Origin of the sequence: Streptomyces sp. NPDC091682 (assembly GCF_044756625.1) — a bacterium.
Classification (GTDB): Bacteria; Actinomycetota; Actinomycetes; order Streptomycetales; family Streptomycetaceae; genus Streptomyces.
In genome coordinates, this window is the sequence record NZ_JBIVTH010000014.1 from 37688 (window position 1) to 60905 (window position 23218).

Below are 23218 nucleotides of genomic sequence, written 5' to 3' on the forward strand. Positions count from 1 at the left end.
ACGGCCTAAGTCCTGGGCTCCCGTCAGTACGGGAGGGGTCTGCCCGACGGTGTGCGCAGGTCCAGGTCTCGGGGGGCGGGCTTCGGGACGGGCTTACGGATCAGCTGCTGGCGCATGCTGCCTCCTCGCTCAGACCAGGGCCGGGCGGCGGGGTTCCACCGTGCGGCTGTCGGGGAGCAGTTCACCGGTGTCGTCGAACACCACGACTCCGTTGCACAGCAGGCTCCAGCCCTGTTCAGGGTGGGAGGCCACGATGCGGGCGGCGTCGTGATCGGCGCTGTCGGCAGTCGGGCAGGGTGGCTGGTGGGAGCACATGGCGCACCTCCTCGCGAAGTGGGGCGGGAGCGCCGGTGGTCACCCGGTCGAATCCGCGATCCACGGTGGCGGTGAGTATTACTGATCGCCGCCCCCGGACGGAACCCATATCGGCCGTCCAGTTCAGGGTGTGTATGCCCGCTTACCATGCGCTCATGCCCGCTATCCGGATCGTTCACCGCACGTCTTTGCAGCCGCTCGAGGCGTGGCCGATGCTCACGGACTGGGAGCGCCACGGCGCGCAGGTCCCGCTCACCCGGACGATCATCGAGACGGCGCCCCCGACCCGCGTCGGAACGATCTTCACGGCACGGACGGGCGTGAGCAGGATCACATTCGACGATCGCATGGAGGTCGTCGAATGGCGACCCCCTGCCGAAGGCCTGTCGGGATTGGTCCGACTGGAGAAGCGCGGCCGGACGGTGACGGGCTGGGCGGAGATCGAGATCCGCCCTTTGCACACGGGCGGCGCAGAGGTCCATTGGCGGGAGGAACTGCACCTGCGCGGCTTCCCCCGCGCCCTGGATCCCCTGGTCGCGGCGGCGGGCCGGTTCCTCTTCGGCCGGGCCCTCGCGCGACTGCTGCGGCCCTGAGGCCGCGTCCGGCAGGGCGTAGGGTGCCGTGATCACCGTTTCGGTGATCATGAACCGATCGAGGAGTCTCCGTGGCCACTCCGCCACAGCCGCAGCAACAGGGCGCCGGCCCGTACAACCCCTACGGCGCGCCCGTCCCGCAGCAGGGCGGCCCGGGCGGCCCCTGGCACGCCGGACCGCAGCCACACGGCGCGTACGGCACGTACGGCGCGTACGGCGCGCACCCCGAGCCGGGCCGGTACGGCTGCCGACTGTGCGGGGCCTGGCCCGCCGCGCACGCGACCGTACGCGGGCACCAGGGCCTGATCGTGCTGATGCGGTTCCTGAGCCTGCGCGGACCGTTCTGCCGCGACTGCGGGCTGGCCAGCTACCGCCGCATGTCCTCCGACTCCCTCTGGCAGGGCTGGTGGGGGCCGCTGTCCCTCTTCATCACGCCCGTGACCCTGCTGATGAACCTCGGCCCGCGGGCGTCCTTCCGGAAGCTCGCTCCGCCGACGGGCGGCTACCGGCCGGCGCTCGACCCGGGCAAGCCGCTGTGGCGCCGGGGCCCGGTCCTGCTGTTCCTCACACCGGTGCTGCTCGTCCTCCTGGGGATCCCCGCGCTGATCGGGATCGCCCTGTTGGTCGGTGACGACACGCTGACGCTGTCGGTGGGCCAGTGCGTCGCCGACGAGTGGGACGGGAAGCACCTGAGGCTGCGCGTGCGGGACTGCGGTTCGCCGAAGGCCGAGTACCGCGTCAGCAAGCGACCGAAGACATCCGCCGACGGCTGCGCCCCGCTCGACCGGATCACTGGGTCGGACTACGGAGCGATGGGCTCCACGCTCGCCTGCCTCACTCCTCTGCCCAAGTGACGCGAAGGCTCCCGGACGCCGCGCGGCGTCCGGGAGCCCTCGTGCGCGGGCCCGCCGGCTAGCGGATCGGCATGCCGGAGATCGTGCGGGCGATCACCAGGCGCTGGATCTCGCTGGTTCCCTCGAAGATCGTGTAGATGGCGCTGTCCCGGTGCATGCGCTCCACCGGGTACTCACGGGTAAAGCCGTTGCCGCCGAGGATCTGGACCGCCTGGGCGGTGACCTTCTTGGCGACCTCGCTCGCGAAGAGCTTCGACATCGAGCCCTCCGCCGACTCGAACGGCCGGCCCGCCACCGCCATCCAGGACGCCCGCCACACCAGCAGCCGGGCCGCGTCGATCTGCGTCCGCATGTCGGCGAGCTGGAAGGCCACACCCTGGTTGTCGATGATCGGGCGGCCGAACTGGGTGCGGGTCTTCGCGTAGTCGAGGGCCACCTCGTACGCGGCGCGCGCGGTGCCGACGGCCATCGCACCGACCGCCGGCCGGGAGGCCTCGAAGGTGGCCATGGCCGCGTTCTTCACCCTCTCGCCGCCGCCGCTGCGTGCGCGCTCGTGGGCCCGCGCGAGGCGCTCGTCCAGCTTCTCCTTGCCGCCGAGCAGGCAGGAGCCGGGGATCCGTACGTCTTCCAGCACCACCTCGGCGGTGTGCGAGGCACGGATGCCGTGCTTCTTGAACTTCTGGCCCTGGGACAGTCCGGGGGTGTTCGGCGGGATGATGAAGGAGGCGTGTCCCTTGGTCCCCAGCGCGGGGTCGACGACCGCGACCACGATGTGGACGTTGGCGATGCCGCCGTTCGTCGCCCAGGTCTTGGTGCCGTTCAGCACCCATTCGTCCTTGGCCTGGTCGTAGACCGCCCGGGTGCGCATCGAGCCGACGTCGGAGCCGGCGTCCGGCTCGGAGGAGCAGAAGGCGGCGACCTTCACGTCGTCCGGGGTTCCGTACATCTGCGGGATCCAGGTGCCGATCTGCTCCTCGGTGCCGTTGGCGACGACGCCGATGGCCGCGAGTCCGGTGCCCACGATGGACAGCGCGATGCCCGCGTCGCCCCAGAAGAGCTCCTCCATCGCCATCGGAATGCCGAGGCCCGTCGGGTCGAAGAACTGCTGGGCGTAGAAGTCCAGCGAGTAGATGCCGACCTTGGCCGCCTCCTGGATGACGGGCCAGGGAGTCTCTTCGCGCTCGTCCCATTCCGCGGCCGCGGGGCGCATCACATCGGCGGCGAAGCCATGGATCCAGTCCCGCACCTGCTTCTGGTCGTCGTTCAGCTCCATGGTGAACTCCGCCATGTCCCCTCCACCTGTCTGTCCTCGGCCCTGCGGAAGTTACTAGCGGTAACCTACGCGAAGACCACAGTGTGTTACCGGCGAGTAAGCACTGTCAAGCACCGTCCGCACCGGCCACGACGCCGGACGGAGTGGCCTCCGGTTCGATCGACAGGGTGTGCGGGGTGTTACGTTGCGTGGGCGTCACGCACATCGCAAGGGCGGGGAGAGAAACACGTCATGGAGACCACTCAGCAGGCCGGTGAGCCGGGAGCGGCCGAACGCCGCCGTCGGGAACTGCTCGAAGCCGCCGACCGGGTCGTGCTCAGGGACGGCCCCAAAGCCTCCATGAACGCGATCGCGGCCGAGGCCGGCATCACCAAGCCCATCCTCTACCGGCACTTCGGGGACAAGGCGGGCCTCTACCAGGCGCTCGCGGTCCGGCACACCGACGCCCTGCTCGACTCGCTGCGGGCCGCGCTCGACGCCCCCGCCGAGCGGCGCCGCCGGGTGGAGGCGACCCTCGACACCTATCTTGCCGCCATCGAGGCCCGCCCGCAGGTCTACCGCTTCCTCATGCACCCGGCCGAGGACTCCCACAGCGCCGAACGCGGCTTCGACGTCGGCCTGCACTCGGCCCCGCTGCTGCGCCGGCTCGGCGAGGAACTGGCCGAGGTGATCGGCGAACGGGTGGACCTCGGTCCGGGGGGCGAACGCCTCGCCCGGATCTGGGGCCACGGCATCGTCGGCATGATGCACGCGGCCGGCGACTGGTGGCTGGGCGAACGCCCCTGCGAGCGCGCGGACCTGGTCGCGGGCCTCACGGACCTCCTCTGGGGCCGCCTGGCCACCGCCGGCAACCGCGAAGACGGCCCGGGCTTCTAGCCCGTTTCAGCCCCGCCGGCGTTTGAGGCGCAGGTCCGGGCGGAGCCCGGTGCCCGGCGGAGCCGGGTTTCGGGGGGGGGGGGGGCCCGCCCCCCCCCCCCCCCCCCCCCCCCCGGGCGGCCCCCCCCCCCCCCCCCCGGGCCGGGGGGGCGCCCCCGCCCCCCCCCCCCCCCCCCCCGGGGGGCCCGCCGCCCCCCGCCCGCCCCCCCCGCGGCCGGCCGGCGGTCGCCCCCCTTTCCCCCCCGGCGGGTTTTGCCGCCCCAGGTCCGGGCGGAGCCCGGTGCCCGGCGGAGCCGGGTTTCCTGGGGCTCCGGCCCCAGACCCCGCTCCTCAAACGCCGGAGGGGCTAGACATGCCCCGGCGAAGGTGGATCGGGCTAGCCGCGCAGCGCCCCGGCTCCCCAGGGGGTCTTCCGGATGGCACGCCGCAGGCGACGGGCGCGCAGGCCCGTCACGCGGTCCGCGTACACCGTCCCGTCGAGGTGGTCGCACTCGTGCTGGAGGCACCGCGCGAAGAACCCCGTCCCGGCGATCCGAACGGCCGCCCCGTTCGACGTGACGCCTTCCACCACCGCGTGGTCGAAGCGGACCGTCCCCGCCTCCAGCCCCGGCAGGGACAGGCACCCCTCCGGCCCCCGGAACTCGTCCCCGTCGGCCGTGACCAACCGCGGGTTGACGATGTGCCCGACGTGGCGGACGTCCTCGTCGTCGGGGCAGTCGTAGACGAACACCCGCTGCCCGACGCCGATCTGGTTCGCGGCGAGCCCGACGCCCTCGGCGGCGTACATCGTGGCGAACATGTCCTCGATGAGCCGGTCGAGTTCCGGGCCGAACTCGGTGACTTCCGCGCACGCGGAGTGGAGCACCGGATCACCCAACAGGCTCATGGGGCGGACGAGGCCGGCGGTACCGGGAATGGGGCGCTGTCGCATGGCCACAACCCTACGACGGGCGACTATATGAGGAGATCCGCGGCGGGGCGGGGGCGCCGCGGTCAAGGCTCCGGCCGGTACTGGATAGGCTGGGGCCGACCGACGCAAGGAGGACAAGGGACGATGGCAGGCAACACGGAGCCGCTTTCGCCGCGGGCCAAGCTGGCCGTGACGGCGGGCAAGGCCGCGGCGGCGGTGTCGCGGGCCGCGGGACGCGGAAGCGGATCGGTAATCGGTGGCAAGGTCGCACTCAGGCTCGACCCCGATCTTCTCGGCGCGCTGGCGCAACATCTCGATGTCGTCCTCGTGTCCGCGACGAACGGCAAGACCACGACGACCCGACTGATCGCGGAGGCCCTGCGGGCCAGCGGTCCGGTCGTCTCCAACGCCTTGGGCGCCAACATGCCGGCGGGCATCACCTCCGCGCTGGCCGGCGGCTCGGACGCCAAGTACGGCGTCATCGAGGTCGACGAGAAGTACCTGGCCGGAGTGGCCCGGGACGTCACCCCCAAGGTGATCGCCCTGCTCAACCTCTCCCGCGACCAGCTGGACCGCGCCGCCGAGACCCGCATGCTCGCGGAGAAGTGGCGCGAGGGGCTCCAGGGCTCCAAGGCGGTCATCGTCGCCAACTGCGACGACCCGCTGATCGTGTGGTCCGCCTCCTCCTCCCAGAACGTGGTGTGGGTCGCGGCCGGCCAGGAGTGGAAGGACGACGCCTGGTCCTGCCCCTCCTGCGGCGGTGTCATGCAGCGCCCGGGCGACGACTGGTTCTGCGGCGAGTGCGGCTTCCGGCGCCCGACCCCGACGTGGGTGCTCTCCGGCGACCACGTGCTGGACCCGCACGGCTCGGCCTGGCCGATCCACCTCCAGCTGCCCGGCCGTGCCAACAAGGCCAACGCGGCCACCTCGGCCGCCGTGGCCGCCGTCTTCGGCGTACCGCCGCAGGTGGCGCTGGAGCGGATGTACCAGGTGCAGGCCGTCGCCGGCCGCTACGACGTGGTCAGCTTCCAGGGCCGTGAGCTGCGGCTGCTGCTCGCGAAGAACCCGGCGGGCTGGCTCGAAACGTTTTCTCTGATCGATCCCCCGCCGACCCCGGTGATCCTCTCGGTGAACGCGCGCGGCGCCGACGGCACCGACACCTCGTGGCTGTGGGACGTGGACTACCCGCGGCTCGCCGGTCACCCGATCTTCGTGATCGGTGACCGCAAGCTGGACCTCGCGGTCCGCCTGGAGGTCGCGGGCCTGGACTTCCGGGTGTGCGACACCCTCGACGAGGCCGTGCAGCTCGCGCCGCCCGGCCAGATCGAGCTGATCGCCAACTACACCGCCTTCCAGGACGTGCGCCGCCGCGTCGGCAACTAGTACCCATAAAGGACAAGAGCATGAGCGACAACAGCCTGCGTCTGGTGTGGGTCTACCCGGACCTGCTGAGCACGTACGGAGACCAGGGCAACGCCCTCGTGGTGGAGCGCCGGGCGCGCCAGCGCGGCCTGGACGTGCAGCGCGTGGACGTGCGCAGCGACCAGCCGATCCCCACTTCGGGCGACATCTACCTGATCGGCGGTGGCGAGGACCGGCCGCAGCGCCTGGCCGCGGAGCGCCTGCTGCGCGACGGCGGTCTGGAGCGGGCCGTCTCCAACGGGGCGATCGTCTTCTCCGTCTGCGCCGGATACCAGATCCTCGGCAAGGAATTCGTCAACGACCAGGGCCAGCGCCAGGAGGGCCTCGGCCTGCTGGACGTCGTCACCGTGCGCGGTGAGGGCGAGCGGTGCGTCGGCGACGTCCTCGGGGACATCGACCCGCGCCTGGGCCTGCCCCAGCTGACGGGCTTCGAGAACCACCAGGGCGTGACCCACCTCGGCCCGACGGCCAAGGCGTTCGCCCGGGTGACCATGGGCCGCGGCAACGGCACCGGTGACGGAACCGAAGGCGCGTACAACGACACGGTGTTCGGCACGTACATGCACGGTCCCGTGATGGCCCGCAATCCGCACATCGCGGACCTGCTGCTGAAGCTGGCCCTCGACGTGAACGCGCTGCCGGCCATAGACGACCGGTGGTACGAGGCGCTGCGCGCGGAGCGCATCGCGGCTGCGACGCAGCCCGCGTAGCACCCGGAGAACCGCTCATCGGGGCGGCCCCTCCATCATCTGTTCGGCCCGGTTTTCCCTAGGGGGAACCGGGCCGACGTGGTTTCGCACGACGAGTGCGACCAGCATGTGGAGGATGGTTCAGCCCACCGCTCCGGCGCTTGTAGGGTGGCGTTAGTTCCAACCGGACGACGTGGTCCGGTCGTCGGCCCACGTTGCAAAGGTCCGTTCCTGCCATGCGCATAGGTGTGCTCACTTCCGGTGGCGACTGCCCCGGTCTCAACGCCGTCATCCGCTCCGTCGTGCACCGTGCCGTGGTCGACCACGGTGATGAGGTGATCGGCTTCCTCGACGGCTGGAAGGGCCTGCTGGAGGCGGACTACCGCAAGCTCGACCTCGACGCGGTCGGTGGCATCCTCGCCCGCGGCGGCACCATCCTCGGCTCTTCCCGGGTCCAGCCCGCGCACCTGCGCGACGGCGTGGAGCGCGCCCGCGGCCACGTCGCGGACCTCGGCCTCGACGCGATCATCCCGATCGGCGGCGAGGGCACGCTGAAGGCGGCGAACCTGCTCTCGCAGGCCGGTCTGCCCATCGTCGGCGTCCCGAAGACCATCGACAACGACATCGCCTCCACCGACGTCACCTTCGGCTTCGACACCGCCGTCGGGGTGGCCACGGAGGCGCTGGACCGGCTGAAGACCACCGCCGAGTCCCACCAGCGGGTGATGGTCGTGGAGGTCATGGGCCGCCACACGGGCTGGATCGCCCTGCACTCGGGCATGGCGGCCGGCGCGCACGCGATCGTCGTGCCGGAGCGCCCCTTCGACATCGAGCAGCTGACGGAGATCGTCGGCGAGCGCTTCTCCGCGGGCAAGCGGTTCGCGATCGTCGTGGTCGCCGAGGGCGCCAAGCCGCGCCCCGGGTCGATGGACCTGGAGGAGGGCGGCGTCGACATGTACGGGCACGAGCGGTTCGCCGGCATCGGCAACCGCCTCGCCGTGGAGCTGGAGCACCGTCTGGGCAAGGAGGCCCGGCCGGTGATCCTGGGCCACGTGCAGCGCGGTGGCACGCCCACCGCGTACGACCGGGTCCTCGCCACCCGCTTCGGCTGGCACGCGGTGGAGGCGGCGCACCGAGGCGAGTTCGGCATGCTGACCGCGCTGCGCGGGACGGACATCGTGATGGTGCCGCTCGCAGAGGCGACCTCGACCCTCAAGACGGTTCCGGCCGACCGGTACGACGAGGCGCAGACGGTTCTCTGACGCCCCTTTTGTACGCCCCTCATATCCTGGGCCGCCCCCGCGCGCAAGAGCGTACGGGGGCGGCATTACTGTGGTGGGGCATCACGGTCAAGGGAGTGAACAGATGGATCACAGCGGGCACGGCATGGACATGCACATGGACATGGACCTGCCGCCGTTCACTCTCGGGCGCGGGCTGGAGTTCTCCTTCGACTCCTTCTTCCTGATCGGCTCGCTGGCCGGGCTGGCCCTGTACGGGTGGGGCGTGCTGCGACTGCGCCGGCGGGGGGACGCCTGGCCGCTGGGCCGGACCATCGCCTTCACCGTGGGCGTGCTGACCGTGCTCCTCGTGATGTGCACCAAGCTGAACGACTACGGCATGGTCATGTTCAGCGTCCACATGGTCCAGCACATGGTGATCAGTATGGTCACCCCGATCCTCGTGCTACTGGGTGCCCCGGTGACGTTGGCGCTGCGTGCGCTGCCGCCGGCGGCCCGCGGCAGCAAGGGGCCGCGCGAGCTGCTGCTGATGCTGCTGCACAGCCGGTACATGAAGGTGATCACCCACCCGGCCTTCACGATCCCGATGTTCATCGCGAGCCTCTACGCCCTGTACTTCACCCCGCTCTTCGACTTCCTGATGGAGAGCCGGACCGGACACATCGCGATGATGGTCCACTTCCTCGCGGTCGGCCTCATCTTCTTCTGGCCGATCATGGGCATCGACCCGGGTCCGCACCGGCCCGGCTACGTGATGCGGATGCTGGAACTGTTCGCGGGCATGCCCTTCCACGCGTTCTTCGGCATCGCCCTGATGATGGCGAGCCAGCCGATGATCAAGACGTACGCGAACCCGCCGGCGTCGCTCGGCATCGACCCCCTGCTCGACCAGCAGTGGGGCGGCGGCATCGCCTGGGCCTTCAGCGAGATCCCCTCGGTGCTGGTCCTGATCGCCCTCGTCTACCAGTGGTACCACTCCGAACAGCGGGCCGCGCGGCGGTCCGACCGGGCCGAGGACCGCAATGGCGACAAGGAGCTGGCGGCGTACAACGCGTATCTCGCCTCGCTCCGAGCGCGTGGCCAGTAGCGCGACACCGGCTTCTCGCGTCACCATGGGGCATGACCGGATCCGTTAAGGCGATGGCCGTCATGACCTTCGCCGCTCTGGTGGCCGTCGCCACGTATTCCGTGGCCCTCGGCAGCAACGGCTGGCTGTGGTTCGGCTGGGTGGTGCTGGGGCTGCTGACCGCCGGGATGGCCGCCACGCGCAATGTCTGAGCAAGGTCCCGTCCGCCCCCTGCTCCCCCGGGCTCACCGTCCGTAAAATGGCTGTGACAACGGGATGTCGACGGGAGCGGCCTGGTGTTCTACCACTTGCTCAAGCACGTGTTGCTCGGTCCCCTGCTGCGGCTGCTGTTCAGACCCCGGATCGAGGGCCTGGAGAACATCCCCGCTGAGGGTGCCGCCATCGTCGCGGGCAATCACCTGTCCTTCTCCGACCACTTCCTGATGCCCGCCATCCTCAAGCGGCGGATCACCTTCCTGGCCAAGGCCGAGTACTTCACCGGTCCCGGGGTCAAGGGCCGGCTCACCGCCGCCTTCTTCCGCAGCGCCGGGCAGATCCCCGTGGATCGCTCGGGCAAGGACGCCGGACGGGCCGCCCTGCGCGAGGGGCTGGCGGTGCTGGCCAAGGACGAGCTGTTGGGCATCTACCCGGAGGGCACGCGCTCGCACGACGGCCGGCTCTACAAGGGCAAGGTGGGCGTGGCGGCGATGGCCCTGGGCGCCCGGGTGCCCGTGGTGCCCTGCGCGATGGTCGGCACCTTCGAGATCCAGCCGCCGGGGAAGAAGATCCCGAAGATCCGGCGGGTGACGATCCGCTTCGGCGAGCCGCTGGACTTCTCCCGCTACGCCGGGATGGAGGGCGAGCGGGCGGTCCTGCGGGCGGTCACCGACGAGATCATGTACGCGATCCTCGGGCTGTCCGGCCAGGAGTACGTCGACCGGTACGCGGCCGAGGTCAAGGCCGAGGAGGAGGAACAGCGGAAGAAGGCCCGGCGCACCGCGCGCTGAGCCTTCTCCCGCTCGCTCCCGCCGGTCCTTAACGGACGGCGGGGAGCTCCTCCGGCGCCGGGAAGACCGAGGACTCGGCCGGCGCGTCGGACGACAGGGACTTCGCCGCGGCCGGGGCCGGGGCCACGGGGGTGGCGTGCGGGGCGCACGTCACGTCCTTGGCGTCGACCTTGCCGGTGAGCAGGTAGGCGTCCACCCGGGTGTTGATGCAGGGGTTCACCAGGCTGGTGACACCGTGCGAGCCCGCGCTCTTCTCGGTGATCAGCCGCGAACCGGCGAGGCTACGGTGCAGTTCGACCGCGCCCTTGTACGGCGTGGCCGCGTCGCGCTCGGACTGGACGATCAGCACGGGCGGCAGCCCGCGCTTGGCGCCGACCGCGATCGGGGTGCTCTGCTTGGCCTTCCAGGTCGCGCAGGGGAGGTTCATCCACGCGTTGGACCAGGTCAGGAACGGGTACTTCTGGTGCAGCTTGCTGTTGTCCCGGTCCCACTTGGACCAGCTGGTGGGCCACTTCGCGTCGGCGCACTCGACTGCGGTGTAGACGGCGTTGCTGTTCTCCGACGCCGCGTTGCCCTTGGTGTCCGTCATGTCCGGGGCGATGGCGTCGACGAGCGCCTGCTCGTCACCGGCCTCGTACGCGGCCCAGGTCTTGGCGACGGGCACCCAGGAGGAGTCGTAGTACGGGGCGCCCTGGAAGAAGCCGATGAGCTCGGCCGGGCCGACGATCCCGCCGAGCGGGTTGGCCTTGGCCTTGGCGCGCAGCTTCTGGTAACGGGCCTCGACCTTGGCACGGGTGTCGCCGAGGTGGAAGGCGGCGTCGTTCTTGGCGACCCAGTCCTGCCAGTCGTTCCAGCGCATCTGGAAGGCGACGTCCTGGCCGAGGTTGGCCTCGTACCAGATGTTGTCCTGCGACGGGTCCACCACGCTGTCGACGATCATGCGGCGCACGTGGGTCGGGAAGAGGGTCGCGTAGACCCCGCCCAGGTAGGTGCCGTAGGAGACGCCGAGGTAGTTGAGCTTCTTCTCGCCGAGGCCGGCCCGGACCACGTCCAGGTCGCGCGCGGTGTTCGGCGTGGTCATGTGCGGCAGCATCTCGCCGCTGCGCTCCTTGCAGCCGTCCGCGTACTCGGCGGCGAGCTTGCGCTGGGCGCGCTTGTCGGCCTCGCTGCTCGGGACCGGGTCGGCCTTGGGGGCCTTGACGAACTCCTGCGGGTCGGTGCAGGAGATCGGCGCCGAGTGGCCGACGCCGCGGGGGTCGAAGCCCACGAAGTCGTAGGCCTTGGAGGCGTTGACCCACAGCGGGCTCTTGGTGGTGACACGGCGCGGGAAGCGCATGCCGGAACCACCGGGGCCGCCGGGGTTGTAGACGAGCGCGCCCTGGCGCTCCTCCTTCGTCCCCGTGCTGCCGATGCGGTCGACGGCGATGTCGATGGTCTTGCCGTACGGCTTCGCGTAGTCGAGCGGGACCTTCACCCATCCGCACTGGATGGGCTTCTCGAGGCCCCAGTCCGCCGGGCAGTCCTTCCAGTCGATCCCGGCGCGGGCGGCGCGGGCGGCGGCGATCTGGACGCCCCGCGCCTCCGGCACCCTGCCGTCGCTGCCGGTGGAGGCTGCTGCGGCCGGCGGGGCCAGCAGCAGGCTCGCCGCGAGCGCGCCGGTGATCAGTGTGGCGGCGCTCCCCAGCGCCGCGTTGCGTATCACGTGGTTGTTCCCCCTGCATCAGGTACGGCCGTGGGCGGCCGAGTTGGTCGTTTCGGTCGTCGGCGTGTAGGGGGATCCTGTCGCCTGATCGGGATCCGGCGACAGGGCCGGATCGACTTCTTTGCCAACCCGATAACCGGAAAGGCGTGTACCGCTGAGCGGTGCCTGATGCGTCCCGCTTTCACCACCCGTACGTACGGCAGGCCTCGTCGAGGAGCTCGCGCACGAGCAGGGCGTCGGCGGCCAGGGCCGTCACCAGGACCGCCGGGCCGGCCAGCGGCGTCACCGCGGCGAACTCCCCCAGGACCGCGGCTGCGGGCGGTTCCTCGGCGAAGGCGGGGTCCACGACGAGGAGTTGACCGAGCGCCCGGTACCCGGCCAGGCCCGCCGGGCCGTCCCAGCCGCCGGGCGCGCCGGGCCCGCAGGCGAGCTCCTGGTCCAGCAGCGGCCGGCCGCCGCGCTCGACGGTGACGCGGCTGCGCAGCAGGCCCGGAACCTCCCCGGTGCGGCCCAGCACCTGCTCCTCGCGCAGCACCAGCCGTGCCGTGGGGGCGAGTCGGACCCGGGTGTGCACCCTCAGGTCGCTGCCGCGCACCGAGACCAGCGGCTCGGGCAGCCACCGCACCGACGCCCCCTCCCCCACGTCGAGGTGCACGTCGTAGCGTGCGGGCTCGCCGGACCGGCCGGGCAGGGCCAGGGTGGCCGCCGCCGAGGCGAGGTCGAGCTGTGCTCCGGGTCCGGCGGTGGCCTCGATGGTGAGGTGGTCCCCGCCGAGCGGGGCGCTCATCGCGCCGACCAGCATGACCCCGGCCTCGGTGCCCGACGAGGAGCGCGTGCGGCGCAGCGCGAGCGGCCCTTCGCCGGCGAGCAGCGGCAGGGCGGTGCCGCCCCGCCCGTCGGCCACGGCGTGGATGCGGGCCGTGGCCCGCAGGCCCGCCGGGGGCGTCGGCGGCGTCGAGGGGGCCGGGGCCGTGCCGGTGGCGCTCGTACCGCTCACCGCGAGGACCAGGCGGCGATCCGCTCGCGCACCCAGGCGGCCACCGGACCGACCCCCTCGGGGCCGCGCAGCGACTGGAAGGCGACGGGGAGTTCGCCGCGCTGTGCGGCGGCGTCGCGGGCCATCCGGTCGAGGTCGGAGCCGACGTGGGGGGCGAGATCGGTCTTGTTGACGACGAGGAGGTCCGCGGTGGTGACTCCGGGGCCGCCCTTGCGGGGGATGTCGTCGCCGCCGGCCACGTCGATGACGAAGATCTGGGCGTCGACGAGTCCGCGGGAGAAGGTGGCGGTGAGGTTGTCCCCGCCGGACTCAACGAGGATCAGGTCCAGTCGGCCGTTCTCCCGGAAGGCGTCCTCCAGTTCCTCCACGGCCTCCAGGTTGGCGGAGATGTCGTCGCGGATGGCGGTGTGCGGACAGGCCCCGGTCTCGACCGCGGTGATCCGCTCGGGCGGCAGGACGGCCTCGCGGAGCAGGAACTCGGCGTCCTCGCGCGTGTAGATGTCGTTGGTGACGACGGCCATGGACAGTTCGGTGCGCAGGGCGCGGCACAGGGCGGCGACGGTGGCGGTCTTGCCGGAGCCGACGGGGCCGCCGAGTCCGATGCGCAGGGCCCGCCGGGTGCCGTCGGGCCGCAGGGGGTCGGCGCTGTGGGTGTGCCGGTGGGGATAGGTGACGGCGTGGTCGAGGTGCATGGGGGGTGTCTCCTTCAGGGGTCAGGAAGCGAAGAGCCGGACCGGCCAGTCGGCATGTACCTCCGCCGAGATGTCCAGCAGCGGCGAGGAGGCCGCGGGCAGTGCGTCGGTGCCTCGTGAGCGGGCCCGCAGCGCGGCCCGCTCCGCCCGGGCCGCGACGGCGTCGAGATCGGGGGCGAGCCGGGCCAGCACCCCACTCGCCTCGAAGGGGTCCAGGCCGAGCAGCCGTACGGTCGCGGTGGCGGGTCCGCCGACGCTCTCGTACGCCGCCACGTGCGCCGCGTCGCCCGGCCCGAGCCCGGCCGCGCGGGCGGTGACGCCGAGCACCACGGGTTGGTGGGCCCCGCGCGGGAACGCGGCGGCCAGGGCCTCCAGTTCGGCGGAGGGCCAGGTGGCCCGGGCGGCGCGCAGTAGTTGGCGCCCGAGCCGCCGGGCCGCGGTGCGCAGCGCCGGCGACGGGGTGCGGGCGTCGGCGGCGGCGTCGAGCACGGCCGGGTCGAGCCCGAGGGCGGCGGCCGCCGCGAGGGCGGCGGCGGTGAGGCCGGCGGTGTGCAGCCGACCCCGGCAGAACTCCTCCAGGGTGGTGGCGTCATGGATCCGGCCCGCCTTGCAGGCGGCCTCGGCCCCGCCGGAGTGGGCGTGCCCCCCGGCGGGGAAGCGGCCGTCGGCGAGGACGAGCAGCGCGGCGCGGCTCATCGGCAAGGACCTCTTCTCAGAACAGGAAGTAGCGCTGGGCCATGGGCAGTTCCGCCGCGGGTGCCGGTTCCACGGCCTCCCCGTCGATGGAGACCGTGAAGGTGTCGGCGTCGACCTCGACCCTCGGCATGGCGTCGTTGCCCCGCATGTCGGCCTTGGTCACCTTGCGGGTGCTCTCGATGGCGACGAACTGCTTGCCCAGTCCGAGGCGTTCGGGCAGTCCGTCGTCGAGCGCGGCCTGGGCGGTGAAGTTCAGGGAGTTGAGTCCGGGCGCGCGACCGTGGCCGCCGAACATGGGCCGGGGCAGGACGGGCTGCGGGGTGGGGATGGAGGCGTTGGCGTCGCCCATCTGCGCGTGGGCGATCTGGCCGCCCTTGATGACGAGTTCGGGCTTGACCCCGAAGAAGGCCGGGTTCCACAGCACCAGGTCCGCGAGTTTGCCGGTCTCGACCGAGCCGATCTCGCGGGCGAGCCCCTGGGCCACTGCGGGGTTGATCGTGTACTTGGCGACGTAGCGGCGGGCCCGGTGGTTGTCGGCGGGTCCGTCGCCGGGAAGGAAGCCGCGCCGCTTCTTCATCACGTGGGCGGTCTGCCAGGTGCGCAGCACGACCTCGCCGACCCGGCCCATGGCCTGGGAGTCGGAGGAGATGATGGAGATGGCTCCGAGGTCGTGGAGGACGTCCTCGGCGGCGATGGTCGAGGGCCGGATCCGTGATTCGGCGAAGGCGAGGTCCTCGGGGACGGCAGGGTTGAGGTGGTGGCAGACCATCAGCATGTCGAGGTGTTCCTCGACGGTGTTGACGGTGTGCGGCCGGGTGGGGTTGGTGGAACTGGGCAGTATGTTCGGCTCGGAGACCACCGTGATGATGTCGGGCGCGTGCCCTCCGCCCGCGCCCTCGGTGTGGTACGAGTGGATGGTCCGCCCGGCGATCGCGGCGAGGGTGTCGGCGACGAAACCGGCCTCGTTGAGCGTGTCGGTGTGGATGGCGACCTGGACGCCGGTCTCCTCGCACACCGAGAGGCAGGCGTCGATGACCGCGGGGGTGGCCCCCCAGTCTTCGTGGATCTTGAATCCAAGGGCGCCGCCGCGCAATTGGGAGTGCATCCCCTCGCGGGACATGGTGTTGCCCTTGCCGAGCAGGCCGATGTTGACCGGGTAGGCCTCCAGGGCCGCGAACATCCTGGCCAGGTGCCAGGGCCCGGGGGTGACGGTGGTGGCCTTGGTCCCCTCGGCCGGTCCGGTGCCGCCGCCGACGAGGGTGGTGATCCCGGAGGCGAGCGCCTCCTCGATGACCGTCGGGGAGATGAAGTGCACGTGGGCGTCGATGGCACCGGCGGTGACGATCTTCCCGTTGCCGGCGATGATCTCGGTCTCGGGACCGATGACCAGTGCGGGGTCGACACCGTCCATGGTGTCGGGGTTGCCGGCCTTGCCGATGCCGCAGATACGGCCGTCGCGGATGCCGAGGTCGGCCTTGACGATGCCCCAGTGGTCGAGGACGACGACCCCGGTGATCACGGTGTCGGGGGCGCCCTCGGCCCGGGTGGTGCGGGCCTGCCCCATGGACTCGCGGATCACCTTGCCGCCGCCGAACACGGCCTCGTCGCCGGCCCGCCCGGGGCCGCCGCTGAGGTCCTGCTCGATCTCGACGAAGAGGTCGGTGTCGGCGAGCCGGATCCGGTCACCGGCGGTCGGTCCGAAGAGGTCGGCGTACACCTGGCGGGAGAGCTCAGCCATCGAGCGGCCCTCCGGTCTCGCCGCGCAGCCCGGGTACGGTGCGCAGGCCCCCCAGCGGTACGAGTTCCACCGCGACCGGGATGCCCGGTTCGAAGCGGACGGCCGTCCCGGCGGCGACGTTGAGCCGGAGTCCGCGGGCGGCGGTGCGGTCGAAGTCGAGACCGGGGTTGGCCTCGGCGAAGTGGTAGTGGGATCCGACCTGGACCGGCCGGTCGGCGGAGTTGAGCACGGTGAGACGGGTGACGGGGCGGCCCTCGTTGAGGGGTACCGGGCCGTCCCCGTAGGCGATTTCGCCGGGGATCATGCGGGGGTACTCCGTTTCAGACGATCGGGTCGTGGACCGTGACGAGTTTGGTGCCGTCCGGGAAGGTCGCTTCGACCTGGACGTCGTGGATCATCTCGGGGATCCCCTCCATGACCTCCTCGCGGGTCAGGACGGTGCGGCCCGAGGCCATCAGCTCGGCGACGGTCCGGCCGTCGCGGGCCCCTTCCAGGAGGTGCGACGTGATCAGCGCGATCGCCTCGGGATGGTTGAGGCGGACCCCGCGCGCCCTCCGCTTCTCGGCCACGTCGGCGGCCACGTGGATGAGCAGTCTCTCCTGCTCGTGCGGTGTCAGTTGCACTCGTATCACCAAGCTTCCGGGACAAGATCAACAAGAGGCGGGGCGACCCTACCGACCTTCAACACTCTGTTGACCTGCGCATATCCGAACCAAGCGTCTCTTGCCCAACACAGGGAAAGGCTTTCCGCGCCGACCACCGTCGCTTTACCGGATCATGGGTGATCATTGGCGGTCGAACGTGGCCGCCACGCTAAGCGCTGCGCTTTTCCGCTGCGTTAACCCACGTTTCGGGCAGGTACCCGGTTCAACCCCGGTACCCCAAAGCCACGATTCCGTATACGGCTCCGCACGCGGTCCCCATCGAGGAGACAGATGTTCGTCAACCCCGTCCGACACATCACCTTCGACGCCCTCGACCCCTACCGGGTCGCCGAGTTCTGGTCCGCGGTGACCGGATTCACGATGCATCCCGATGACGTGGAGGGGGGCGACGAGGCCCTGCTGGAGCCCGGGCAGCCCGGCGTACCGGGGCTGCTGTTCATCCGGGTCCCGGACGGCAAGTCGGTCAAGAACCGGGTCCACCTGGACATCCGGCCGTCGACCGGCACCCGGGACGAGACCGTCGAGCGCCTGATCGGGCTCGGCGCGAGGCTCGTGGACGACCGTCGCGCCGAGGACGGCGTCGCGGGCTGGGTCGTGCTCGCCGACCCGGAAGGCAACGAGCTGTGCATCGAGCGCAGCGCGGGCGAACGCGGCCCCGCCTGAGCGGACCCCGGACCCCGGGCCTTGGGCCTTGGGCCCGGGGTCCGGGGTCCGGGGTCCGGGGTCCGGCAGGTCAGTAGCCGGTGGCGCTCCGCGCCGGGGCTCCGACGCTCCAGGGCAGTGCGATCCACACCGTCTTGCCCCCGTCTTCGGTCGGGGTGACCGAGAGCCGGCCGCCCGCCTCCGCCGTCAGCCAGCGGATGATGACCATGCCCCGGCCGTTGTCCTGCTGGACGGCGGCCGGGAGCCGCTTGGGCCAGCGCGGGTGGCTGTCCGTCACCCCGACGCGCAACCACTCCTGGCGCTCCAGCCGGACGTCCACGGTGAAGGTAGGTGACTGGCCGAAAGTGTGCTGTACGGCGTTGGTGGCGAGCTCCGAAACGATCAGCCGGACGCTGTCGGCGATGTCGGCGTCATCGGGGAGTCCCCACTCGCTCAGCACCTCCGCGACGTAGCGTCGGGCAGTGGCGACCGAGGCGGGATCGCTCGGCAGAGTGACGGATGCTTCCTGGTGATCTGCCATGGCGACGGTCCCTTTCCCACCGGGGCGAAAAGCCCCCGGATCTGTGCTGGACGCCAGAGTGCCACCGATCGGCCCGTCACATCTGCCTTTTCCCCAAGATATGCATATATCTGTCGCTCGATGCGGTGAACTCTGCTACGGAAGAGCTTATTTGAACGGCAAACTGGTGCGAGCTGTGCCGGTGGAAGGAGGCGGGTGTGCAACACGGTCCCGCGGTGCGCCGACGCAAGCTCGGCGAGGAACTGCGTGCCCTGCGCGACCGGTCCGGACTCACCAGTGGTGAGGCGGCCCGGATCATGGGATGGCACCAGTCGAAAATCAGCCGCATCGAGACGGGCCGCAGCGGCGTGAAACCGGAGGACATCCGGCTCCTCCTCGACGCCTACGGGGAGATCGTGAGCCCGGAGCAGCGCGCACTGCTGGAGGCGCTGTCGGCCTCGGCCGCCGGCTCCGGTTCGGCGGGCGACACCGGGCGCGGCCGCCAGTGGTGGCACGACTACCGGGGGCTGTTGCCCCAGGAATACCGGGACTTCATCAGCCTGGAGGCGGGGGCCAGGTCGGCCCGCACCGTGGAGCTGTCCGTGGTGCCCGGGCTGCTGCAGACCCCCGGGTACGCGCGGGCCGTGACCCGGGCCGCGCTGGGCGGGCTGCCGGAGCCGAAGGTGGACGCGCTGGTCGACGTACGGCTGGCCCGGCAATCGGTGCTGCGGGCCGATCCCCCGCTGGAGCTGAGCGCCGTACTGGACGAGGCGGTGCTGCGCCGGCAGATCGGCGGGCCCGGGGTGATGGCCGAGCAATTGCGGCACCTGGCGGAGGTGTCGGAGCTGCCTCAAGTACGCCTCCAAGTACTCCCGTTCAGCGTCGGAGGGCATCTCGGCCTGACCGGACCGTTCGTTATTTTTTCATTTCCGGACATCGCCGATCTGGATGTGGTGGTACTCGACCATTTGACGAGTAGCCTCTATCTGGAGCGGAAGGAAGACCTTGAGGCGTACGGCGCCGCGTTCCGCACCATCCAGGCGCACGCCCTCCCGCCCCAGGACTCGTCGGATCTCATCAGCTCACTCGCTGACGACGCGTAAGGAGGCACCCCCGTGTCCGCAACCCCCTTATCCAACAGCGGACTTCTGATCAGCGCGCGGTGGCGGCGGAGCAGCCGTAGCACCGGAATGAACAACTGCGTGGAAGCGGCCGTCCTGGACGGCGGTCTGCTGGCCGTCCGTGACTCCAAGCGGACGGACGGCCCGGCCGTGCTCTTCACCGGGCCCGCCTGGACCGGCTTCCTCGCCTCGGTAGGGGCTGACGCGCACGCATAAGCCCCGCCCGGAACCACTCGGGAACACCCGGCCCGGGGAAGGCCCAGGCCCGGGAATCCCCGGACCCCAGCCGATGTGCCCTACCGGCCCTGACCGTCCGTGGCTCCCGCGGGGGCGGTCGCCAGGATCGTCGCGACCGCCCGATCGATCTCGTCCCCCGTGAGATCGGCCCGGGCGGTCAACCTCAGCCGGGAGATGCCGTCCGGCACCGACGGCGGACGGAAGCACCCCACGGACAGACCTGCCTCGCGGCAGTCGGCGGCCCAGCGCAGTGCCGTCGACGCCGACGGGGCCCGTACCGACACCACGGCCGCGTCCGGCCGGGCCGCGGTCAGGCCGGACGCGGTGAGTCGCCCGTACAACTGGGCGGCCACCTCGCGGGCGCGGTGCGCGCGCTCCGGTTCCCGCTGGAGCAGGCGCAGGCTGGCCAGCGCCGCTCCGGCGGCCGCCGGAGCCAGTCCGGTGTCGAAGATGAAGGTGCGCGCGGTGTTGACCAGGTGCCTGATCACCTTGGCCGGGCCGAGCACGGCTCCGCCCTGGCTGCCCAGGGACTTCGAGAGGGTCAGGGTGGCGACCACGTACGGCGCGCCCGCGAGTCCGGCCGCGTGCAGTGCTCCGCGGCCGCCCTCGCCCAGCACGCCCAGCCCGTGGGCGTCGTCGACGACCAGGGCTGCGCCCTCGTCCCGGCAGGCGGCGGCGTGCGCGGCCAGAGGGGCGGCGTCCCCGTCGACGGAGAACACGGAGTCGCTGACCAGCAGCGCGCGGCCGTCGTGCGCGGCGAGCGTCTTGCGTGCGGTGTCCGGGTCGGCGTGCGGGACCACGGCCGTCTCGGCGCGCGAGAGCCGGCAGCCATCGACGATGGAGGCGTGGTTGCCGGCGTCGGACACGACCAGCGTGCCCCGGCCGCTGAGCGCGGTGACGGCGGCGAGGTTGGCCGCGTAGCCGGAGGACAGCACGAGCGCGGCCTCGAAACCGCAGAAGGCCGCGAGCTCCCGCTCCAGCTCGGTGTGGAGCTCGGTCGTACCCGTGACCAGCCGCGAACCGGTGGCTCCGGCGCCCCAGCGCGCGGCCGCCTCCTGCGCTCCCCGGACGGTCTCGGGGTGTCGGGACAGGCCGAGGTAGTCGTTGCTCGCGAGGTCCAGCAGCGGCGACACCTGCGGCCGGGGGCGCAGCGTGCGGACGAGGCCGGCCTCCTCCCGCGCGCGCTCCGCGTCGTCGATCCACGCGAAGACGTCCAGCGGTTCGGGAGTGAGCTCGGGCATCGGCACGTCCTCGTGTTTTGTCGGCAGTCCACAGACCTGCCCCGACCCTAGCTCGCGTGACCGCTGCGCCAGGTGTGGTGATACACACACACCCATCCGGCCATGTTGTGCGATCTCTCCTTGGCCGGGAGCGGGGGTGTGGTCCAGGATCGGGTCCATGGACCTGCTGAACACCCTGGTGGACAAGGGGCTGCGGCGCGAGCTGCCGACCCGCGAAGAAGCGCTCGCCGTACTGGCGACTTCTGACGACGAACTGCTCGACGTGGTGGCCGCGGCCGGCAAGGTGCGCCGCCAGTGGTTCGGCCGTCGGGTGAAGCTGAACTACCTGGTCAACCTGAAGTCGGGCCTGTGCCCGGAGGACTGCTCCTACTGTTCCCAGCGCCTGGGGTCGACGGCCGGCATCCTCAAGTACACGTGGCTGAAGCCGGAAGAGGCCTCCCAGGCCGCCGCCGCCGGTGTCGCGGGCGGCGCGAAGCGGGTCTGCCTGGTCGCGAGCGGCCGCGGGCCGACGGACCGGGACGTGGACCGCGTCGGCAAGACGATCGCGGCGATCAAGGAGCAGAACGAGGGCGTCGAGGTCTGCGCGTGCCTCGGCCTGCTCTCGGACGGCCAGGCCGAGCGGCTGCGGGACGCGGGCGCGGACGCCTACAACCACAACCTGAACACCTCCGAAGCGACGTACGGGCAGATCACCAAAACCCACACCTACGCGGACCGCGTCGACACCGTGCAGAAGGCGCACGGCGCCGGTCTGTCCGCGTGCTCGGGTCTGATCGCGGGCATGGGCGAGAGCGACGAGGACCTGGTCGACGTCGTCTTCTCGCTGCGCGAGCTCGACGCGGACTCGGTGCCGGTCAACTTCCTGATCCCGTTCGAGGGAACGCCGCTAGCGAAGGAATGGAACCTCACCCCGCAGCGCTGCCTGCGCATCCTGGCGATGGCGCGGTTCGTCTGCCCCGACGTCGAGGTCCGCCTCGCCGGCGGGCGCGAGGTGCACCTGCGCTCGATGCAGCCGCTGGCCCTGCACATCGTCAACTCGATCTTCCTCGGCGACTACCTGACCAGTGAGGGCCAGGCCGGCCAGGCCGACCTCGACATGATCGCGGACGCCGGTTTCGAGGTGGAGGGCGCCGGTACGTCGACCCTTCCCGCGCACCGCTCCGACGTCGCGGCCGCCGCCACCGGCGGGGGCTGCGGTTCGAGCGGCGGCGCCTCGCTCTGCGGTTCGAGCGCGCCGGCCGAGGGCGAGGCCGCGGGCTGCGGCTCTGCGTGCGGCGGTTGCTCCGGCCATGCGCCGGCGGACCGGACGCCCGCTCCGGTCCAGGCCGAGGCCGGCGAGGTCCGCCCGGAACTGGTCGCGGTCCGCCGACGGGGCGCGGGGACGGACGTCGCGCCCAATGCCTGATCAGCGTGGACCGCTGTCGGCCGGCGCGGAACTGCTCGCGCTGGACCGGCAGCACGTCTGGCACCCGTACGGCCCGATGCCCGGGCGGCAGGAGCCGCTGATCATCGCCTCCGCCTCGGGGGTGCGGCTGCGGCTCGCCGACCCGTCCCAGGGGCACGGTCACGAAGAGCTGGTCGACGGAATGTCCTCCTGGTGGTCGGCGATCCACGGCTACAACCACCCGGTGCTCAACGAGGCCGCCACGGCGCAGCTGGGCCTGATGTCGCACGTGATGTTCGGCGGGCTCACCCACGAGCCCGCCGTCAGGCTCGCCGCCAAGCTCGTCGAGATCACCCCGCCGGGGTTGGAGCACGTCTTCCTCTCCGACTCGGGCTCGGTGTCCGTCGAGGTCGCGGTCAAGATGTGCCTGCAGTACTGGCGTTCGCTGGGGTACACGGGCAAGACCCGGCTGCTGACCTGGCGCGGCGGCTACCACGGGGACACGTGGCAGCCGATGGCGGTCTGCGACCCGGACGGCGGGATGCACGAGCTGTGGCAGGGTCACCTGCCGCGGCAGGTCTTCGCGGACGCGCCGCCCGCCGGTTTCGACACGCCCGTGGACCCGGCGTACGCCGACCACCTGCGCGCCACGATCTCCGCTCACGCGGACGAGCTGGCCGCGGTCATCGTGGAGCCGGTGGTGCAGGGCGCCGGCGGCATGCGCTTCCACCACCCCGGCTACCTGCGGGTGCTGCGCGAGCTGTGCGACGAGTACGGGGTCCTGCTGATCCTGGACGAGATCGCCACGGGCTTCGGCCGTACGGGCGCGCTCTTCGCGGCCGACCATGCGGGGATCACCCCGGACGTGATGTGCCTGGGCAAGTCGCTGACCGGTGGTTACCTCACGCTGGCGGCCACCCTGTGCACGGAGCGGGTGGCGAGCGGCATCTCCCGGGGCGAGGTCCCGGTGCTGGCGCACGGGCCGACCTTCATGGGCAACCCGCTGGCCACGGCCGTGGCCCTGGCCTCCGTCGAGCTGTTGCTGGGCCAGGACTGGGCGACCGACGTCAAGCGGATCGAAGCGGGGCTGCGCGAGGGCCTGTCGGCCGCGACCGACATCCCCGGAGTGAAGGACGTACGCGTGCTGGGCGCCATCGGCGTGGTCCAGCTCGACCACGAGATCGACGTGGTGGCGGCCACCCGGGCGGCGGTGCGCGAGGGCGTGTGGGTGCGTCCGTTCCGGGACCTGATCTATGTGATGCCGCCGTTCGTGACCGGCGACGAGGACGTGGACCGGATCTGCCGTGCGGTGTGCGCGGCGGCGCAGGAAGGCTGAG

Annotated in this window: 26 protein-coding genes; 14 read left to right on the plus strand and 12 right to left on the minus strand. The window is 71.6% G+C overall.

Annotated features, from left to right (window positions below; translation table 11 throughout):
- Window positions 1-129: 129 nt before the first annotated feature.
- On the minus strand, window positions 130-315 hold the full coding sequence (locus ACIQK6_RS28940) for a DUF5999 family protein (protein WP_030011808.1): 186 nt from the start codon (window positions 313-315) through the stop codon (window positions 130-132).
- A 155-nt stretch (window positions 316-470) separates the two neighbouring features.
- Between ACIQK6_RS28940 and ACIQK6_RS28945 the strand changes: the two genes are divergently transcribed.
- Both ACIQK6_RS28945 and ACIQK6_RS28950 read left to right on the plus strand, forming a co-directional pair.
- Window positions 471-908 (plus strand): SRPBCC family protein, encoded by a 438-nt coding sequence (locus tag ACIQK6_RS28945; protein WP_329104630.1) that lies wholly within the window; start codon window positions 471-473, stop codon window positions 906-908.
- 71 nt (window positions 909-979) lie between these two features.
- Complete coding sequence (locus ACIQK6_RS28950) at window positions 980-1762, plus strand: hypothetical protein (RefSeq protein WP_402695721.1); 783 nt, start codon at window positions 980-982, stop codon at window positions 1760-1762.
- Between the two features lie 58 nt (window positions 1763-1820).
- Here ACIQK6_RS28950 and ACIQK6_RS28955 read toward each other — a convergent pair whose 3' ends face one another.
- The gene (locus ACIQK6_RS28955) at window positions 1821-3050 is read right to left on the minus strand and encodes an acyl-CoA dehydrogenase family protein (protein ID WP_329104625.1); all 1230 of its coding nucleotides are present in this window, start codon (window positions 3048-3050) and stop codon (window positions 1821-1823) included.
- Window positions 3051-3266: 216 nt separating this feature from the next.
- Here ACIQK6_RS28955 and ACIQK6_RS28960 point away from each other — a divergent pair, with 216 nt between their 5' ends.
- Window positions 3267-3911, plus strand: coding sequence for a TetR family transcriptional regulator (locus ACIQK6_RS28960; RefSeq protein ID WP_150256330.1), 645 nt, complete (start codon window positions 3267-3269; stop codon window positions 3909-3911).
- A gap of 376 nt (window positions 3912-4287) precedes the next feature.
- On the opposite strand, the gene def is transcribed toward ACIQK6_RS28960, so the two are convergent.
- The gene (gene def, locus ACIQK6_RS28965) at window positions 4288-4842 is read right to left on the minus strand and encodes a peptide deformylase (RefSeq protein WP_329104621.1); all 555 of its coding nucleotides are present in this window, start codon (window positions 4840-4842) and stop codon (window positions 4288-4290) included.
- Window positions 4843-4965: 123 nt separating this feature from the next.
- On the opposite strand from def, the gene ACIQK6_RS28970 reads away from it, so the two are divergent.
- The 6 genes from ACIQK6_RS28970 (at window position 4966) to ACIQK6_RS28995 (ending at window position 10246) form a co-directional block, all read left to right on the plus strand.
- Window positions 4966-6204: a MurT ligase domain-containing protein gene (locus tag ACIQK6_RS28970; RefSeq protein WP_030010289.1), complete on the plus strand. Its 1239-nt coding sequence runs from the start codon at window positions 4966-4968 to the stop codon at window positions 6202-6204.
- Window positions 6205-6224: 20 nt separating this feature from the next.
- The gene (locus tag ACIQK6_RS28975) at window positions 6225-6953 is read left to right on the plus strand and encodes a glutamine amidotransferase (RefSeq protein ID WP_329104618.1); all 729 of its coding nucleotides are present in this window, start codon (window positions 6225-6227) and stop codon (window positions 6951-6953) included.
- A 215-nt stretch (window positions 6954-7168) separates the two neighbouring features.
- Window positions 7169-8194, plus strand: a complete 1026-nt coding sequence (locus ACIQK6_RS28980) for a 6-phosphofructokinase (RefSeq protein WP_189746068.1) — start codon at window positions 7169-7171, stop codon at window positions 8192-8194.
- Window positions 8195-8297: 103 nt separating this feature from the next.
- A complete protein-coding gene (locus tag ACIQK6_RS28985) occupies window positions 8298-9260 on the plus strand; it encodes a cytochrome c oxidase assembly protein (protein ID WP_329104617.1) in 963 nt (320 codons plus the stop codon).
- A 32-nt stretch (window positions 9261-9292) separates the two neighbouring features.
- Window positions 9293-9451, plus strand: a complete 159-nt coding sequence (locus tag ACIQK6_RS28990) for a hypothetical protein (protein WP_030010293.1) — start codon at window positions 9293-9295, stop codon at window positions 9449-9451.
- 84 nt (window positions 9452-9535) lie between these two features.
- Window positions 9536-10246, plus strand: coding sequence for a lysophospholipid acyltransferase family protein (locus ACIQK6_RS28995; RefSeq protein ID WP_329104614.1), 711 nt, complete (start codon window positions 9536-9538; stop codon window positions 10244-10246).
- Window positions 10247-10274: 28 nt separating this feature from the next.
- On the opposite strand, the gene ACIQK6_RS29000 is transcribed toward ACIQK6_RS28995, so the two are convergent.
- The 7 genes from ACIQK6_RS29000 to ACIQK6_RS29030 all read right to left on the minus strand — a co-directional run bounded on the left by ACIQK6_RS29000 (window position 10275) and on the right by ACIQK6_RS29030 (window position 16694).
- Window positions 10275-11948, minus strand: a complete 1674-nt coding sequence (locus ACIQK6_RS29000) for an alpha/beta hydrolase (RefSeq protein WP_329104612.1) — start codon at window positions 11946-11948, stop codon at window positions 10275-10277.
- Between the two features lie 181 nt (window positions 11949-12129).
- Window positions 12130-12945 carry an urease accessory protein UreD gene (locus tag ACIQK6_RS29005; RefSeq protein ID WP_329104610.1) on the minus strand — a complete coding sequence of 272 codons (816 nt, stop codon included), beginning with the start codon at window positions 12943-12945 and terminating at the stop codon, window positions 12130-12132.
- Window positions 12942-13637 carry an urease accessory protein UreG gene (gene ureG, locus ACIQK6_RS29010; protein WP_301372643.1) on the minus strand — a complete coding sequence of 232 codons (696 nt, stop codon included), beginning with the start codon at window positions 13635-13637 and terminating at the stop codon, window positions 12942-12944. Before ureG ends, ACIQK6_RS29005 begins: the two co-directional genes overlap by 4 nt.
- 21 nt (window positions 13638-13658) lie before the next feature.
- On the minus strand, window positions 13659-14333 hold the full coding sequence (locus ACIQK6_RS29015; RefSeq protein WP_402695722.1) for an urease accessory protein UreF: 675 nt from the start codon (window positions 14331-14333) through the stop codon (window positions 13659-13661).
- 16 nt (window positions 14334-14349) lie between these two features.
- Entirely contained in the window at window positions 14350-16071 is a 1722-nt protein-coding gene (locus ACIQK6_RS29020) for an urease subunit alpha (protein ID WP_329104605.1), read from the minus strand.
- Complete coding sequence (locus tag ACIQK6_RS29025; RefSeq protein WP_329104603.1) at window positions 16064-16375, minus strand: urease subunit beta; 312 nt, start codon at window positions 16373-16375, stop codon at window positions 16064-16066. The genes ACIQK6_RS29020 and ACIQK6_RS29025 overlap by 8 nt, the downstream gene beginning before the upstream one ends.
- A gap of 16 nt (window positions 16376-16391) precedes the next feature.
- Window positions 16392-16694 carry an urease subunit gamma gene (locus ACIQK6_RS29030; protein ID WP_030011137.1) on the minus strand — a complete coding sequence of 101 codons (303 nt, stop codon included), beginning with the start codon at window positions 16692-16694 and terminating at the stop codon, window positions 16392-16394.
- A gap of 312 nt (window positions 16695-17006) precedes the next feature.
- On the opposite strand from ACIQK6_RS29030, the gene ACIQK6_RS29035 reads away from it, so the two are divergent.
- Window positions 17007-17399 (plus strand): VOC family protein, encoded by a 393-nt coding sequence (locus ACIQK6_RS29035; protein ID WP_329104601.1) that lies wholly within the window; start codon window positions 17007-17009, stop codon window positions 17397-17399.
- A 70-nt stretch (window positions 17400-17469) separates the two neighbouring features.
- Here the strand turns inward: ACIQK6_RS29035 and ACIQK6_RS29040 are convergent, their stop codons facing one another.
- A complete protein-coding gene (locus ACIQK6_RS29040; protein ID WP_327386595.1) occupies window positions 17470-17919 on the minus strand; it encodes an ATP-binding protein in 450 nt (149 codons plus the stop codon).
- A gap of 197 nt (window positions 17920-18116) precedes the next feature.
- Between ACIQK6_RS29040 and ACIQK6_RS29045 the strand changes: the two genes are divergently transcribed.
- On the plus strand, window positions 18117-19001 hold the full coding sequence (locus ACIQK6_RS29045; RefSeq protein WP_329104597.1) for a helix-turn-helix transcriptional regulator: 885 nt from the start codon (window positions 18117-18119) through the stop codon (window positions 18999-19001).
- 12 nt (window positions 19002-19013) lie between these two features.
- The gene (locus ACIQK6_RS29050; RefSeq protein WP_266599078.1) at window positions 19014-19235 is read left to right on the plus strand and encodes a DUF397 domain-containing protein; all 222 of its coding nucleotides are present in this window, start codon (window positions 19014-19016) and stop codon (window positions 19233-19235) included.
- Between the two features lie 80 nt (window positions 19236-19315).
- On the opposite strand, the gene ACIQK6_RS29055 is transcribed toward ACIQK6_RS29050, so the two are convergent.
- Window positions 19316-20497, minus strand: coding sequence for an 8-amino-7-oxononanoate synthase (locus ACIQK6_RS29055; RefSeq protein ID WP_329104594.1), 1182 nt, complete (start codon window positions 20495-20497; stop codon window positions 19316-19318).
- Between the two features lie 157 nt (window positions 20498-20654).
- Between ACIQK6_RS29055 and bioB the strand changes: the two genes are divergently transcribed.
- Both bioB and ACIQK6_RS29065 read left to right on the plus strand, forming a co-directional pair.
- Entirely contained in the window at window positions 20655-21902 is a 1248-nt protein-coding gene (gene bioB / locus ACIQK6_RS29060; protein WP_329104592.1) for a biotin synthase BioB, read from the plus strand.
- Complete coding sequence (locus tag ACIQK6_RS29065; RefSeq protein WP_402695723.1) at window positions 21895-23217, plus strand: adenosylmethionine--8-amino-7-oxononanoate transaminase; 1323 nt, start codon at window positions 21895-21897, stop codon at window positions 23215-23217. The genes bioB and ACIQK6_RS29065 overlap by 8 nt, the downstream gene beginning before the upstream one ends.
- Window position 23218 lies beyond the last annotated feature (1 nt).